The following is a 16478-nucleotide window of genomic DNA, read 5'->3' on the forward strand; positions in this document are numbered from 1 at the left end:
CAGCGTCGACCTCTGCAAGCAACGCATCTTCTTCCGCGACAGAGGCAGGTAGTTCAGCCAGTGCAGCTTCAACTTCTGCAAGCAATGCGGAATCTTCTGCAACTTCAGCAGATAGTGCTGCAAATAATGCGGCTTCTTCTGCAGATGCTGCAACTAATGCGGCGACTGAAGCTAGTGCTGCGGCAAGTAGTGCGAATTCTTCATTGCAGAAAATTGAAGATTCCGGTTTGGTTAGCAAAGATGGTAAAACTTCTTTTGGGGCGGATAATTCTGATGGCGATCCAAGTGCCAATGCGACCGGTAAGAACTCATCCGGTTTAGGCTATGGTGCGGAAGCAACGAAAGAGAATGCTACTGCAATCGGTAATAAATCGAAAGCCACCGGGACTGATGCAACTGCAATAGGTCAAAATTCTCAAGCAACAGCAGATAAATCGACCGCACTTGGTCAAAATGCCCAAGCAACAGGCGAAAATTCTGTGGCATTAGGTGCAAATTCTGTGGCAAATGAGCCGAATACGGTTTCGGTAGGAAGTGCCGGTAATGAACGCCGTATTACCAATGTTGCCCCGGGGGTAAATGGTACGGATGCCGTGAATATGAATCAGCTTAATGAAGTGAAAGGCGAGGTAAATTCTGTACGCCGTGATCTCAGAAAAGCCGATAAGAAACTTCGTGGCGGTATTGCCGGCGTAACTGCAATGGCGAATATTCCACAAGTAACGCAACCGGGTGCAAATTTGGTTGGAGTCGGTGTTGGTAACTTCAAAGGTGAAAGTGCCGTTGCAGTGGGTTATTCTAAGTTAAGCGACAATAACAAAGTTATTTTCAAAGTTAGTGGTGGGGCAACAACCCGCGGTGACTTTAATGTTGGTGCCGGTATCGGTTATCAATGGAAATAATGATTAGTTAGCTTATGCAAAAGATCACTCAATTTTATTGGGTGATCTTTTGTTTTTGTTAGCCACAAATATTGCTCGACAGAGATTGTCGCGAGCCTAAACATAATAGATCGTTAATAACATCTTAATTAAGGTGATCTATGCGTAAATATAAAATTGGAATTACATTTAATTTAGAAGCCAAGGTAACGGATATTTGGGCAAATGGTGCTAATCAAAATATTATTCATTTGTTTACCTTATTGAAACATTCCGACATTGTGGAAGATGTAATGTTGGTATTTTGGGGGCCGAAAAAAAGAACCACTCCACCGGAAGGCTTTATGCTAAATGATTTGGGGTTGAAATTTGCCTACATTGACGAGGTGATCGATGAATTGGATGTTCTCATTGAAGGAACACTTACGATTGAACCTCATCAGAAAAAACGTATGCACGATCATAATGGCAAAATCGTTTGTTATAAAATCGGTAATGATTTTGTAATGGATATGGAATATTTTCTGTTTGATAAACCTGCGGGAAGAACCTTTAATGGTACAACCTTTGATGCAGTATGGATGTTGCCTCAACACGAGAATACCTGCCGTTCTTATTTTTCCATTATGTATCGTTGTGAATCTTATGTTGTACCGGCAATTTGGTCGCCGCTTTTCTGCGATAAAGTGATTAAGCGAATAAAAACGCAACATAATTTAGATTTCGGTTATCAGCCGAATAGCACAGAAAAAGGAAAACGGGTTGCCTGCTTTGAAGCCAATATCAATGTGGTTAAAACCAGCTTTATCCCTATTTTGATTTGTGAACAGGTCTATCGTACCCAGCCGGAAAAGCTGAAACATTTTTATGCCTGCAATACTTTTGAGAAGCGGAATAATCCAACTTTTTTCAATTTTATTGGGCGTACTGATATGGTGCGGGACAATATAATGACAGTGGAAGCCCGTTATCAAATGCCTGATTTTCTGACCCGATATGTGGATATTGTGTTAAGTCATCAGTGGGAAAACGGCTTAAATTATACCTATAACGATGCCTTATATGGCGGTTATCCGTTCATTCACAATTCTAAATTATTGCCTAAAGGGGTAGGGTATTATTACGATCAATTTGATGCCTTTGAGGGTGCAAAGGTATTATTGGATGTGATTGAAAATCACGATAAAAATCATCAAGATTATGTGAATCGTGCCAATGAGTACCTTGAATCGTTGCTACCAACCAATCCGGTTAATATTTATTTGTATGAAAAAGAAATTAAACGCTTATTTAATGAATAAATTGACAGGATTTTAAAAAAGCCACCCAAGAGGGTGGCTTAAATTTGTTTTGAACCGCTAGATTCAGTTAAAATATGCGCAATTTTAAATAAGTTAGACTTAAACGTTAATGACGACATTTACCCTCGAACCTCAAGATAACGCCCGCCTTCAATCGCTTTGCGGAGCATTTGATGATCATCTTAAACTGATTGAAAAAGAATTTAATCTTACTATTTCACGTAATAATTTCACCTTCACGATTAAATCAAATGAAGAAAATCCCAAACCGCATCACGAAAAATTGATTCAAAGTGCGGTCAAATTAATCCAAGATTTGTATGTGGATACCGCACCGATTAAAGGCAAAGTGAATGAATTGGATTTGGAAGATGTGCATATCGCATTACAAGAAAGCAGAATGTTATCGCAAGCGGAATCACCCCGTGCGGAAAGTAAAGTGTATAGCACTACGATTAAAACCAAGCGGGGCGTGATTAAGCCGCGTGGCGAAAATCAAATTCAATATTTGCATAATATTTTAACCCACGATATCAGCTTTGGTATCGGCCCTGCGGGAACAGGGAAAACCTTTTTGGCGGTAGCGGCGGCAGTAGAAGCCCTCGAACGCCAAGAAATTCGCCGCGTGTTATTAACCCGTCCTGCTGTTGAAGCCGGTGAAAAATTGGGCTTTTTACCGGGGGATTTAGGGCAAAAAATTGAGCCTTATTTACGCCCGCTTTATGATGCCTTATTTGAAATGTTGGGTTTTGAGCGGGTACAAAAATTGATGGAACGTAATGTGATCGAAATTGCGCCGCTTGCTTATATGCGCGGACGTACCCTAAATGACAGTTTTATTATTTTAGACGAAAGCCAAAATACCACGGTGGAGCAGATGAAAATGTTCCTTACCCGTATTGGCTTTAATTCTAAGGCTGTGATCACAGGTGATATTACCCAAATTGATTTGCCTCGAAGTACAAAATCCGGTTTGCGCCACGCTATTGAGGTATTGGAAAGCGTACCGGAATTGAGTTTCAACTATTTTGACAGCAAAGATATTGTGCGTCATCCGGTGGTCGCAAAAGTCGTGCAAGCCTACGAGGCTTGGGAAGTGCAAGATGAAATTCGCCGTAAAGAATGGGCAGAACAACGCAAAGCCGAACGAGAAAAAGAGCGGTCGGTTTTGGCAGAGAATTTTGGAGAATAAAATGGGCAGTATATTAATTGATTTACAAATCGCTACCGAAAATACGGAAGGTTTACCAACAGAAGTACAAATGACACAATGGGCAACTGCCGCGGTGCAACCGGAAGGTGATAATGTAGAAATAACAGTGCGTATTGTGGATGAGGCGGAAAGCCACCAATTGAATTTGACTTACCGTGGAAAAGATCGCCCCACAAATGTGCTTTCTTTTCCTTTTGAATGTCCTGATGAAGTGGAATTGCCATTATTGGGTGATTTGGTGATCTGTCGTCAAGTAGTAGAACGTGAAGCGGCAGAACAAGAAAAGCCGCTGATGGCACATTGGGCTCATATGATCGTACACGGAAGTTTGCATTTGTTAGGCTATGATCATATTGAAGATGAGGAAGCGGAAGAAATGGAAAGCCTCGAAACGCAAATTATGCAGGGATTGGGCTTTGCCGATCCTTATTTATCGGAAAAAGAAGATTAAACAACAGGTGAAATGATGATGTATAAAGCCGTATTTAGTGATTTTGATGGTACGCTATTAACTTCTGATCACAAAATCTCCCCAAGAACCCTCGCTGTAATTCAGCGTATTACCCAAAAGGGTATTCCTTTTGTCCCGATTTCCGCCCGTTCGCCCCTCGGCATTTTGCCTTATGCCAAACAAATTGAAAATTACAATGTAATTGTGGCATTTGGCGGTGCGTTGATTTTGGATCGTGCATTAAATCCTCTTTATTCGGTGAAGATTTCTGCTGAAGACATTCAAAAAATTAATCGGGTGTTGGCAGCGTATCCGGCACTAGGTGTGAATTATTATACAAATGATGATTGCGTTGCCCGTGATGTGAATAATAAATGGGTGATTTTTGAACGTGGTGTAACAGGCATACAGATAGATCCCTATGATGAAAGTACCAAGTATTCGCCGCATAAAATTCAAATTATCGGCGAACCAAACGAAATTATCCAAATTGAAAACCATTTAAAAAGAGATTTCCCACATTTAAGTATTTGCCGTTCTCACCCAAGTTTTTTAGAAGTAATGCACCAATCGGCAACCAAAGGCAATGCCGTGCGTTTTTTAGCTGATTATTTCAAGGTGAAAATGGAAGAAACCGTTGCTTTCGGCGATAACTTTAACGACTTGGATATGCTACAAAATGCGGGGTTAGGCGTTGCAATGGGCAATGCACCGCAAGAAATTAAGCAGGCTGCTAATCGAGTGACGACAACAAATAATGAAGATGGTTTAGCCTTGATTTTAGAAGAAGTTTTCCCTTAATAGAAATTAAGTAAAAAATGACCGCACTTGCAGCGGTCATTTCAAGTTATAAAACTATTTTAATTTTTCACCATTAAACTCACCAGTCAATGTTTCTAAGAATGAAGTAATATCATCAATATCTTGCTGTTTTGGTTGTGGGATATTGCTTTGATATTTCAACATAATGCGTACTGCTTCTTTCAGATCACTTGTGGAAGCATCGTGGAAATAAGGCATCGTTAAGGCGACGTTACGCAGTGTTGGTACTTTGAAACGATGCATATCGTAAGGATCTTTGGTTTGTGCAAAACGTCCTTCATCCGCCTCGGTTAATGGTGTACCGCGATCTTTAAAATAATCGCCATAAAGTCCCATATATTCATAGGATTGTCCTCCTAAAGAAACCCCTGTATGGCAAGTATCGCATTTGTTTTGTTTAAATAACGCATAACCGCGAACTTGTTGTTCATTTAAGGCGGTGTTATCGCCTTTCAGATAACGGTCGAAATCGCTATTTGGCGTGATAAGGGTTTTCTCGTATTCACCAATGGCGTGTGTGAGCGTTTCTTTGGTGATTTGTGGGTACTCTTTCAAAAATTCCTGTTTGAAATTTTCATCCATTTCAAAACGAGCCACGATCTCATCCCAAGAGGTTGAACCCATTTCTACCGGATTAGTTGGCGGTCCTTTGGCTTGATCGGCTAAATCTGCGGCACGCCCATCCCAGAATTGCACAAAGTTAAATGCGGCATTAAAGACAGTCGGTGCATTGATAGGGCCTTTTTGACTATTAATACCGGTTGAGGTTTCAAGACGATCTACACCACCTTTATCTAATTGGTGGCAACTATGGCATTGAATTGTGCCATCACCGGACAAGCGTCCATCAAAGAAAATACTATGACCCAGTGCCACTTTGGCAGGATCTGTCGCAATGCTATCCGGAATCGGTTGAACCAAACGATTTACATCGACATTTGGCGTTTCTTTTGGTAATAGCATTTTGCGTTGCTCACGAATCCAATTTAGCAACAGTAATTTTTCTTGCTCGTTTGGTTTTGATCCCCAGTGTAAATGACGGAATTTTGCTAATGGCATTTCATCATTTTCAATAACCTGCTGTAATTTTGCTAAATCCGCTTGAGATAATTTGCTTGGGTCTTTTGCGCCTTCAAGTAATCGATCCATACGAAATGCACGAAGCCCTTGCTGGATATCTTTTTGCATTTCATTTCCTACAACCGGTAGGGTGGAATAGAAAGGAAGTGTGGCATTCGGGCTGTGACAATATTGGCAGCCGTTATTCATCATCACTTCTGCCACTTTTTGTTGATCTCCGGAATAATGATTTTCCATTAATAATTGCGTGGCTTGTGATTGGTCGAATTGATGAAGGTAGCCCACAATGCCTAAATAACCAACAATCGCAACTGTCACCGAGCCAAGGATCAGTTTTTTCATAGAATTCTCCAATAGATAGATATAAAGCGGGGGGAGTTTACTGATAAATGGGATATGCTTATTTGATAAGAATCAAGAAAATTAATTTGCAAAATCTATAGATTCGATTGGTCGTTATTAGAGGCGTTTGTATCCATTGTGTTTTTAGAAAATGCGTTGCGACATAATATCGGGAAAAGGAATAAAAATAACCGCACTTTTGGCGTGTAGATCAACGTGCGGTTATTTTAGGAAGTCTTTTAGTTTTTAAATTCTGCCCCTAAACAAGGACGAATTTTGTTGAGCATTTCTTTTAATACGCGAGCCGGTGCCGCAACAATATGACCGCTACGTAAATAGCCCGAACCGGCTTCAAAATCACAGACCAAACCGCCTGCTTCACGCACAATTAAATCCCCTGCGGCACAATCCCAAGCTTTTAAGCCCATTTCAAAATAACCGTCAACACGGCTTGCCGCCACATAGCATAAATCTAACGCGGCCGAACCGGTACGGCGGAAATCTGCCGCCTCTTCAATGAGGGAAGTCATCATTGCAAATTGGGTTGGCATTAATTTAGGTTGTTTGAATGGAAAACCGGTGGCAAGAATCGCACCTTGAAGTTCACGTTTATTATTTACGCGTAAACGTACTTCATTTAATTTTGCGCCTTCGCCACGAATGGCGGTGAATAATTCATTACGGATAGGATCGTAAACCACGCCCACTTCGGTGCGGTTTTTAACACGAATGGCAATCGACACGGCAAAATGCGGGAGACCGTTCATAAAGTTACGCGTGCCATCCAGTGGATCAATAATCCATTGTACATCGCTATCTTTTCCTTCAATCGCACCGGTTTCTTCGGTAATGATTGTGTGATCAGGGTAGGATTTTTTAATAATTTCAATGATTTCCGCTTCCGCCGCTTTATCCACATTGGTGACATAATCATTGATGCCTTTTGGGTTACTTTCGATATCATCACGGCGTTCATAACTTTTAGCAATTACATTGCCCGCTTTTCGTGCCGCACGAATTGCGATATTTAACATTGGATTCATATTTCCACCAGATTTTAAAGAACAAAAAAATTCCGAGGCATTATAGCGATATTTGCAAAAATAACCAGCCGAAAATCATAAAAGGAAAACTTTAGGGCTATTTTTGGCGATCTTTGGGTAAATTTTGCGATTTATCCCGCAAAAATAGTTTGCTCTCGTTGTTATTTTTGCCCAATCCCCCTTAAAGTGCGGTCAAAATCGAGGGAGTTTTTATGAAAAAAGGGGCGACATTCATCGAATTATTAATTGGCTTGGCTGTGCTGGCGATTGTGTTGAGCGTTACCCTTCCCCTCCGGCAAATGGATAACCCCAAACTGATATTGGCGAAGGAACAACATCAGCTTTATTTATTCCTGCGACAAATTCAGGCACGGGCTGAAAATTCCTCCGAGATTTGGTTGATTTTGGCAAGTCGTCATCCGGCGACAAAGCAGTGGTGTATCACGGCACAAGTGAAAAATGACAAACGTTGTGATTGTTTACATCCGACAACCTGCCCGAAAGAGGTTTATGCCCATTTTTATTTTCCCTATTTTGGTGAAAAAACCACAATGATCAGCCCAAAGTTTTATCCTACAGAAGTGGCACGTTTTAACGGTGTTCGCAACACCATTGATGCGAATTGTTTCCTATTACAGGCAGGTGAAGAACGTACCTTATTTTCTTTTTTTAATGTGGGCAGCTTGAAATTAAAACCTACCCAATCAGCCAGTGCTTGTACGAGGTAAGGAATGTTAAAAGGTCAAACCTTACTCAGCCTAATGATTTCACTTGCCATTTCCGCCACACTTTTGTTGGTGGTTTCACAATTTTATGTGCATACGCAGGTTCAGAATCGACAAATGTTGTTACATCTAAAATTACAGGCGGAATTACAACGTACCATTCAGCTTATGGGCAAAGATCTTCGCCGTGCCGGTTTTCGGGCATTAAATCAAAAATTGATTGACAGTAATCTGAATCTGTTTGAATTGGATGAAAAAGGAAAGGCTTGGTTTATTTCACAGGCGGATAATGCGCCGCAAAATAGTTGCCTTTTGTTTTTTTACGATCTCAATGCCAATGGTTGTATTGGCGAAAAATATACCAAAAATACGTGCTTGAAAGGCAATCAAAATGTGGCGAAAGGTATCGAAAAAGAACTTTTTGGTTATAAGTTGAATGGCAAAATGATCGAAACCAAGCAAACTTATAAAACCGCGGTGAAAGGGAATTGTACGGCAGCGGAATGTCAAAAAGCCCTTCAACAAAAGGCTTGCAATGCCGGCGGCGGTTGGACGGATCTCTTGGATGAAAAAGAATATGAAATTACGCAGTTGCGATTTCATCCTTTGGCAGAAGGAAAAGGGATGGAAATTCTGCTTGCCGGTCAACTAAAAGCCAATCCCGAAATTTTCTATGAAACCACAATGGTGGTGGCATTTTGGAATCAATAAAATGAAAAAAGGTGTGGTTACGCTTACGGTTTTGATCTTTCTTTCAGGTTTACTGGCAGTCATTTTGTTGTTTGATGAGCGTTATTTGAGCTTTTTCCGAGCGCAACAAATGCAACGGAAAAATTATGTAGAACGAACGCTGGTCTTACAAAAAATGACCTTCGCCAAGAAGCAAAATGCTTGTGAAAATCTTCCTCTGGATAATGCCGATAAAGTTCGTCAAATTGCCGTTACATTAGAAGGGGCGGAAGATGCTATTCAATATTCCCTTTGGTGTCGGCGGATGGCGATCTTTAAGAAATCCCCCACAAAAGGGGAGAATCAAAGGGCGTTATCTACTCTCATTCGGTTAGAAAATCTTGCCGAATTTCAACCGCACTTTGCCACGCCGCCCAATCCACTGGTAGAAAATGTTATTCCGCAAATTTATTGGTTTGATGAACATCAAAAAGATTGGACGGTAAAGGGGAAAGTGCAGGGTATTGTGATTGCCGAAGGTGATCTAACCCTGCACGGAAATGGACGAATTAGCGGTGCGGTGATCACAGGCGGCACATTAACATTAGACGGTGTAAGCATAGCTTACGGCAAAAAAGTGATCGAACCTTTGGTTCAACAATATAGTAAATGGCACTTGGCGGAGAAAAGTTGGGGTGATTTTAACCTTCGGGAAGAATAAAGGAATGTCGCCGCTTTCGGTGATGTTGACACTTGCCTTATTTAGCGGCGTGTTTTTGGCATTTAATCAATGGGCGGCAACGCAACGAAAAAGTGCGGTCAAAATTTATGATGATTTTCAGGCATTACAGATTGCCGAAAATCAGGCACAACGACAATTTTTAGGATTGCCTTGTGAACAGACGGTGCAACAAAACGGCGTAAAATTTCAGGTGCAATGCCAAGGCAATCAGGTGTTGGTTCGCTATCCGCAAGGTGAATTTAGGCTGAAAACCGAGTAGAATGCGCCTATTATTTTGTCTTTTCAGCATAGGTCGCCGTTGTGTTCATCGTTTATTATTCCAATCAACTTGAAAAACAAAAAGAAATTCTCGCCGAATTATTCAAAAGTCTTCCGCCGGAAGATCCTTTCCAACAAGACATCATTTTAGTGCAAAGCCCCGGTATGGCGCAGTGGTTACAAATGGCGCAGGCAAACAAAAACGGCATTTCCGCGAATTTGGCTTTTCCAATGCCGGCGAGTTTTATTTGGCAGCTTTATGCGGATAATTTACCGGCGGTGTCGTTGCAAAATCCCTTTGATAAAGATTCAATGATGTGGCGTTTAATGGACTTGATTCCGGATTTTTTAGAACAGGCAAATTTTGCCCCCTTACGCCATTATTTGGATTCTTCCCCGCATTCCGAACAATATAAACTTTATCAACTAAGCAGCAAAATTGCCGATTTATTCGACCAATATTTAGTCTATCGTCCGGAATGGATTTTTGCTTGGGAAAGGGGCGAAGATGAACAGATCGCCGCACAAATCCAAAGCCAACAAGCCCATTTAAATGAGGCATTGTTACAACAAATCCAAGACAATGTGGCGTGGCAGGGGGAGCTATGGCGGGCATTGGTGGCAATCGTCAAAAATGATCTCGGCGAACAGGCTACCCACAGGGCGGCGTTACACGAGCAATTTTTAACGTTGTTAAAAGATAAAAATCGGCCTAAAAAATTGCCTTCCCGCGTGTTTATTTTTGGCATTTCGGCACTGCCTATCACCTATTTATCCATTTTGCAGGCGATGTCCACAGAGGTGGATATTCATTTGTTCTTTAATAATCCAAGCCAAGAATATTGGGGCGATATTCGCGATTTGCGGTGGGATTATTTACTTTCCCGCACACGCCGTGATTATGAAAAACAAGCGGAAATTCAACCGCTCTTTTCAGCGGCGCAAATATCACAGTTGGAACAAGGCAGCCTTGAAACCACCTATCACGATGAAAATCTGCAAATCGGTAATCCGTTGCTTGCGGCGTGGGGCAAAATGGGGCGGGATTTTCTCTATACTTTAGTGAGAGATGAAGAACGTATTGAAACTTATCCTGTGAATGCCTATGAAGACATTTCAAACACCACCTTACTTGGGCAGTTGCAATCCCATATTTTACATTTGCAAAATCAACCATTAAATATTGAAAAAAATGACCGCACTTTAACCCTTCATTCCTGCCACAGTGCGATGCGGGAAGTGGAAGTATTGCACGATTATTTACTTCATTTATTCAATCAGGATGGCACCTTAACCCCAAAAGATGTTGTGGTAATGGTGGCGGATATTAATCAATACACGCCTTATATTCAGGCGGTTTTCGGGCAGAAAAACGGCAATTCACCACTGATTCCTTTCTCCATTTCCGATAACAAATTATCGGAAAGTGATGTATTGGTTTCCAGTTATTTGACCTTGCTACGTTTAAAAGAAAGCACATTTAGTGCGGAAGAAATATTGACGTTGTTAGATATTCCGGCAGTGCGGGAACGTTTTGATATTTCCCTTTCCGATTTACCTTTAGTGCGGGAATGGGTGGCGGATTCGGGCATTCGTTTTGGCTTACAAAAATGGCAAGACGGCGTGAATTTTAATGCTTGGCAAGCCGGTTTGGAACGTATGCTATTGGGTTATGCAATGCGGGAAGAACAGGGCATTTGGCAGGAAAGCCTTGGCTTCGATAGCAGTTATGGCTTAAAAGGGGAACTCGCCGGTAAATTATCGCATTTTTTCACCGCCCTTTCCCGTTGGCATCAAGATCTTCAACAGGCTTATGCTATCGAAAAATGGCGTGAAAAATTAACCGCACTTTTGACGGATTTTTTTGCACAGAATGAAGAAACGGCGGAGACGCGTTTTTATCTTCAAGAGAAAATAAATGAAGTGGCAGAACAGTTGAACGAACTTCATTTTGATACACCGTTACAGGCAGATGTGATTGCCGATGTAATGACAACAAAATTGGAAGATACCCCAAATAGCCTCAAGTTTTTAGCCGGCAAGGTGAATTTCTGCACCTTGTTGCCAATGCGTTCTGTGCCTTTCAAAGTAGTCTGCCTACTGGGAATGAACGAGGCGGATTATCCACGCACGCAAACGCCGAATAGTTTTGATTTAATGCAATATCACCATCAAAAAGGCGACCGTGTTCGCCGTGATGATGATCGCTATTTATTCCTTGAGGCTTTGCTTGCGGCAAGGGATTATTGTTACATCAGCTATATCGGTCGCTCGATAACCGATAATCAAGCCAAAGAACCTTCCGTGTTGGTGAATCAACTGCTGGATTATATAAATCAAGGGCAAGGGGCGGAAAATAAATTACAGGTTCAACAACATAGTATGACGGCATTTAGCCCAAGTAATTTTAAAAACACCGAAAATTTTGACCGCTCTTTTGCGGCAAAATGGCTGCCGATGGCAAAAGTCGGCGGCACTGTCGCCCAAAAAGAATTTGCCGTGTTAATGGAAAATACGGAGAACATCACGGAAATTGAATTAGATCGGTTGGTGGGCTTTGTGGAAAATCCGGTGAAATTTTTCTTTGAAAAACAATTAGGCGTGTATTTTCGTGATGAAGATGATCGCATTGCCGACAGTGAAAATTTCACCTTAAACGGATTGGAGAAATATGCCCTCAACAATGATCTTTTGTATTTGGATGAAGATCAATTTGATAAATATTTTGCCCAAGCCACAGTGAAGGGCGTGTTACCACGTGCCGAATTTGGACGGGTTGAAGCGGAAACGGTGCGGGATACCGTGTTGGCATTTAAAGGGAAAATTGCAGATTTGGGTGATCCGCACAGTGCGCCCGTTGATTTTACTTTAGCGGTTGATTGGCTGGGAAAAACACACCGAATTCGCTTGTTTGGTTATATAGAAAATTTGTTTGATGATAGGGTAATTGAATGGCGTTTTGCCACTTACAAAGATCGCTATCGTATTCGTCCTTGGCTTTATTATTTGATTCAATGTGTTACGCAAAATGAGGTTGAGCCGCCGCTTTTAATTACAAAAGATAAAACCATTGAATTTCCGGCGTTGGATCAGGAAACCGCTTTGGAACAACTACAAATTTATGTACGGGATTATTTACAGAGCCAAACTGAAATTCAGCTTGTGCCAACAGGGGATAAAATCCTTGATTTTTTGGTGGATGAAAGTGCGGTTGATTTTGTGGCAATTTTGGAAAAACTCAAAAAATTGGCAGAGAATGATGCCTTTAGTGCGAAAAAAGCCGATCCTTATTGGAGGCGGGTCTTGGCACAAACTTCAAAATTTGAAGAGAGCGAAAATCTTACGGCATTGATTAGACAAACAAAATCTTGGTTTGGGTTAATGTTTGAGCGGACTGATACGGACAAAAATATAAAAAGCGGGAAGAAAAGCACGGATAAAGGGGCGAAGTAAATCGTCAAAGCCGGCTTTTTTTGGTAACATAACCGCCCACTTTTTGTAAGGATTTCCCCAATGCATTGTCCATTTTGTTCCACTGAAGAAACCAAGGTGATTGATAGCCGTTTAGTATCCGATGGCTATCAGGTTCGCCGCCGCCGTGAATGTGGCAAATGCCATGAGCGTTTTACCACCTTTGAAACCGCAGAATTAGTTATCCCGAAAATCATTAAAAACGATGGCTCACGGGAGCCTTTCAATGAAGACAAACTCCGTAGCGGCATTCAGCACGCTTTGGAAAAACGCCCCGTCAGTGCAGATGACGTGGAAAAAGCCATCAACCACATTATTATTCAGTTGCGTGCAACGGGAGAACGTGAAGTGCCAAGTCAATTAGTGGGTAAACTGACGATGAATGCCCTGAAAGAATTGGATAAAGTTGCCTATATTCGTTTTGCCTCCGTCTATTTGAGTTTTGACAATATCAATCAATTTACCAAAGAAATTGAAAGCCTGAAGGATTAGCAATGTCAGCATTTTCCGAACAAGATTATCAATTTATGCAGCGTGCATTAGATTTAGCCGCAAAAGGGGCTTATACCACTTCGCCAAATCCTGCCGTAGGATGTGTGTTGGTGAAAAATGGCGAAATTGTGGGCGAAGGTTTTCATTTCAAAGCCGGGCAGCTGCACGCCGAACGTGTTGCTTTAGCACAAGCGGGCGAGCAAGCAAAAGGGGCGACCGCTTATGTGACTTTAGAGCCTTGCTCCCACTATGGTCGCACGCCACCTTGTGCTTTGGGGCTTATTGAAGCAGGGGTGGTGAAAGTGATTGCCGCTATGCAGGATCCAAATCCGCAAGTGGCAGGGAAAGGGTTGAAAATGCTAAATGAGGCAGGCATTAAAAGTGCTGTCAATTTATTGAATGATTCTGCCGAAAGTCTGAATAAAGGTTTTTTGAAACGAATGCGTCAAAATCTCCCTTTTGTACAACTGAAATTAGCGATGAGCCTTGACGGTAGAACAGCAATGGCGAGTGGCGAAAGTAAATGGATCACGGGGGGGGCTGCACGCTCGGATGTGCAAAAAATGCGGGCAAAATCATCCGCGCTTTTATCCACTTCGGCAACGGTTTTGGCGGATAATCCAAGTTTAAATGTGCGTTGGGAAGAACTGCCTGATGAGGTGAAGCAAGATTACGTCAAAGAAAGCGTACGCCAACCTGTTCGGGTGATTTTAGACTCTCAACATCGTATTCAACCAAGCCATAAATTATTTGAAACGGCTTCACCGGTTTGGCTGGTGGCGAACGAGGCGCGTGATCTTTCCGCTTTTCCGGCTTTTTGTGAACAAATTATTCTGCCGAAACAAAATTTATTATCCGAATTAATGCTTGAATTGGGAAAACGCCAAATTAATACCCTTTGGGTGGAGGCAGGCGCAAATTTGGCGGGCAGCTTGATTGAACAAAAATTAGTGGACGAACTTATTATTTATGTTGCGCCAAAATTATTAGGGGATCAGGCTCGTGGTTTGTGCCAACTTCCTCATTTAACACAGTTGGCGGATGCCCCTTTATGGCAATTAAACGAATTTCAACAGATTGGCGATGATATAAAATTAACTTACACGCCAAAAGGATCTTAAATGCTTAAAAAACTTTTTCATTCTGCCCTTTGGGGATTGGCGGCGGCAGGGGTGATTTTATTTGCCGTCCCTCGCCTCAATACGAATAGCATTGCGACTGCCGATGAGGTAATGTCATTCAAAAATGCCGTGCGTATCGCTTCCCCTGCGGTGGTGAATGTGTATAACCGATCTTTTTCCTCCGCAAGTATTAATGATAATGATCAACTTCAAGTGAACAATTTGGGCTCGGGCGTGATTATGAGCCAAGACGGTTATATTCTCACCAATAAACACGTTATTCAAAATGCGGATCAAATTGTGGTGGCATTACAAAATGGCAATATTTATGAAGCCAATCTGGTGGGATCGGACAATTTAACGGATCTTGCCGTACTCAAAATTCGTGCCGATGGGCTTTCTACCATTCCGCAAAATCCTGAACGACCGATACACGTAGGGGACATCGCCTTGGCTATCGGGAATCCTTACAACTTAGGGCAAAGTGTCTCGCAAGGCATTATCAGTGCGGTGGGACGCAGTGCAGTGGGGGATTCCCTTGGCAGACAAAATTTTATTCAAACGGATGCATCGATCAACCGCGGCAACTCGGGCGGCGCATTAATTAATTCCGCCGGAGAATTGGTGGGAATCAGCACGCTGAGCATTGGTAAAACCGCCAATGAAATTGCCGAAGGGTTAAATTTTGCCATTCCAATGGATATTGCCAATGATGTATTGCAAAAAATTATTCGTGATGGTCGCGTTATTCGTGGTTATTTTGGGGTGCAAAGCGATATTAGTTCCGGTCGGGAAGGGATTGTGATAACGGGTATTAGTCCGAATAGTCCGGCGGAAAAGGCAGGGATTCAAGTGGGGGATGTCATTTTAAAATTAAATAATAAAGAAGAGATTTCTGCACCTGAGATTATGCAAATTATCGCAAATACAAAGCCTAATACACAAGTTGTAGTAACCATTGCCCGTTTAGGGCGCGTGTTTGATGTGCCGGTAATGGTGGAAGAACTGCCGTCTAATTAGAGGTTATATGGACATTAAAACCAGTCATTTTTTCGCTTGTTTAGATCGCCTACGTTTAATTCAACGTTGGTCGCTAATGCGTAATATTGAAAAAGAAAACCTTGCCGAACACAGCTTACAAGTGGCGTTTATGGCGCAGGCATTGGCGATCATCAACAATAAATTTTTGTCGATACAACAAACCTCGAACGCATTGCGGTGATCGCAATGTATTATGATACTTCTGAAATTACACTAGTGCATGTTTTGCATTAATCAGCTTAGTATATGGCACAGTTTTTAATATTCTCGATCCCGAAGGTAAGATAAACCAAATTTTACTGTCTCAAAATAAGAATGAACAAGAAAAACTCTATGAGATTAATAAACGTGCGGATATCCTAGAACAACAAGGAATAATTAAAAATAAATTACGGGAAAACACCAATGCCTAATTTCCAAAACTTTATCGAACAATATCAATCCCGCTCCGAACCCATTAATACCGGAATGAATTCCTGTCGAATGACGCTGACGATTTGTCATCAAGATACCCTGCAACAGGATTTACCCAAAGGCATTCGCGTAAGAGTGTATGATGAAAATGGTGGTGCTTATGAAGCAAAAATTAATGAATTCGGCAAAAGTGTTCATCACGGCGTGAAGTGTGGAATGGTTTCTTGGCAATTAATGCGTGATACTCATCAATCGTCTGCCTACCACAACCAAGATAATTACCAATTAACCGATGGGGATGAAACCACGCCCCTCTCTTTAAGCGATGGCTATGTGTTGATTGAAGCAAATGGCGAAAAGACAAAAGACCCCCGCTATCAACTGGCTGACCCGTTAAAGGTCTTTGCTTCCG

At 41.8% G+C, this 16478-nt stretch carries 15 protein-coding genes and 2 pseudogenes; 15 read left to right on the forward strand and 2 right to left on the reverse strand.

Annotated features, from left to right (window positions below):
* The 5 genes from BKL49_RS07560 to BKL49_RS07580 all read left to right on the forward strand — a co-directional run.
* Positions 1-902 (forward strand): YadA family autotransporter adhesin (locus BKL49_RS07560; protein ID WP_244151973.1); only part of this gene is annotated, 902 nt, incomplete at its 5' end.
* Between the two features lie 140 nt (positions 903-1042).
* Entirely contained in the window at positions 1043-2182 is a 1140-nt protein-coding gene (locus BKL49_RS07565; RefSeq protein WP_077424137.1) for a DUF2827 family protein, read from the forward strand.
* A 109-nt stretch (positions 2183-2291) separates the two neighbouring features.
* Positions 2292-3374, forward strand: a complete 1083-nt coding sequence (locus BKL49_RS07570) for a PhoH family protein (RefSeq protein WP_077424139.1) — start codon at positions 2292-2294, stop codon at positions 3372-3374.
* Position 3375: 1 nt separating this feature from the next.
* On the forward strand, positions 3376-3846 hold the full coding sequence (gene ybeY / locus BKL49_RS07575) for an rRNA maturation RNase YbeY (RefSeq protein WP_077424141.1): 471 nt from the start codon (positions 3376-3378) through the stop codon (positions 3844-3846).
* 18 nt (positions 3847-3864) lie between these two features.
* Complete coding sequence (locus BKL49_RS07580; protein ID WP_077424163.1) at positions 3865-4647, forward strand: Cof-type HAD-IIB family hydrolase; 783 nt, start codon at positions 3865-3867, stop codon at positions 4645-4647.
* 54 nt (positions 4648-4701) lie between these two features.
* Here the strand turns inward: BKL49_RS07580 and BKL49_RS07585 are convergent, their stop codons facing one another.
* Together BKL49_RS07585 and suhB are read right to left on the reverse strand one after the other, a co-directional pair.
* The gene (locus tag BKL49_RS07585; protein ID WP_077424143.1) at positions 4702-6090 is read right to left on the reverse strand and encodes a cytochrome-c peroxidase; all 1389 of its coding nucleotides are present in this window, start codon (positions 6088-6090) and stop codon (positions 4702-4704) included.
* Positions 6091-6329: 239 nt separating this feature from the next.
* A complete protein-coding gene (suhB, locus tag BKL49_RS07590; protein WP_077424145.1) occupies positions 6330-7133 on the reverse strand; it encodes an inositol-1-monophosphatase in 804 nt (267 codons plus the stop codon).
* A gap of 212 nt (positions 7134-7345) precedes the next feature.
* Between suhB and BKL49_RS07595 the strand changes: the two genes are divergently transcribed.
* The 10 genes and pseudogenes from BKL49_RS07595 to BKL49_RS07640 form a co-directional block, all read left to right on the forward strand.
* Positions 7346-7861 carry a pilus assembly FimT family protein gene (locus BKL49_RS07595; RefSeq protein WP_077424147.1) on the forward strand — a complete coding sequence of 172 codons (516 nt, stop codon included), beginning with the start codon at positions 7346-7348 and terminating at the stop codon, positions 7859-7861.
* 3 nt (positions 7862-7864) lie between these two features.
* A complete protein-coding gene (locus BKL49_RS07600) occupies positions 7865-8569 on the forward strand; it encodes a PulJ/GspJ family protein (protein WP_077424149.1) in 705 nt (234 codons plus the stop codon).
* A complete protein-coding gene (locus tag BKL49_RS07605; protein WP_077424151.1) occupies positions 8532-9248 on the forward strand; it encodes a DUF2572 family protein in 717 nt (238 codons plus the stop codon). The genes BKL49_RS07600 and BKL49_RS07605 overlap by 38 nt, the downstream gene beginning before the upstream one ends.
* A gap of 4 nt (positions 9249-9252) precedes the next feature.
* The gene (locus BKL49_RS07610; protein WP_244151974.1) at positions 9253-9528 is read left to right on the forward strand and encodes a DUF5374 domain-containing protein; all 276 of its coding nucleotides are present in this window, start codon (positions 9253-9255) and stop codon (positions 9526-9528) included.
* A gap of 41 nt (positions 9529-9569) precedes the next feature.
* The gene (recC, locus tag BKL49_RS07615) at positions 9570-12980 is read left to right on the forward strand and encodes an exodeoxyribonuclease V subunit gamma (RefSeq protein WP_077424153.1); all 3411 of its coding nucleotides are present in this window, start codon (positions 9570-9572) and stop codon (positions 12978-12980) included.
* A gap of 60 nt (positions 12981-13040) precedes the next feature.
* Positions 13041-13490, forward strand: a complete 450-nt coding sequence (nrdR, locus tag BKL49_RS07620; RefSeq protein WP_077424155.1) for a transcriptional regulator NrdR — start codon at positions 13041-13043, stop codon at positions 13488-13490.
* Positions 13491-13492: 2 nt separating this feature from the next.
* On the forward strand, positions 13493-14611 hold the full coding sequence (gene ribD, locus BKL49_RS07625) for a bifunctional diaminohydroxyphosphoribosylaminopyrimidine deaminase/5-amino-6-(5-phosphoribosylamino)uracil reductase RibD (RefSeq protein WP_077424157.1): 1119 nt from the start codon (positions 13493-13495) through the stop codon (positions 14609-14611).
* Positions 14612-15631 carry an outer membrane-stress sensor serine endopeptidase DegS gene (gene degS / locus BKL49_RS07630; RefSeq protein ID WP_077424159.1) on the forward strand — a complete coding sequence of 340 codons (1020 nt, stop codon included), beginning with the start codon at positions 14612-14614 and terminating at the stop codon, positions 15629-15631. It abuts the gene before it with no gap.
* Positions 15632-15638: 7 nt separating this feature from the next.
* Positions 15639-15862 (forward strand): annotated as a pseudogene (locus tag BKL49_RS07635) (YfbR-like 5'-deoxynucleotidase); the annotation flags it as partial.
* Between the two features lie 195 nt (positions 15863-16057).
* Positions 16058-16478: pseudogene (locus tag BKL49_RS07640) on the forward strand (alpha/beta hydrolase); the annotation flags it as partial.

It is taken from the genome of Rodentibacter myodis (assembly GCF_001999305.1).
Taxonomy (GTDB): Bacteria; Pseudomonadota; Gammaproteobacteria; order Enterobacterales; family Pasteurellaceae; genus Rodentibacter; species Rodentibacter myodis.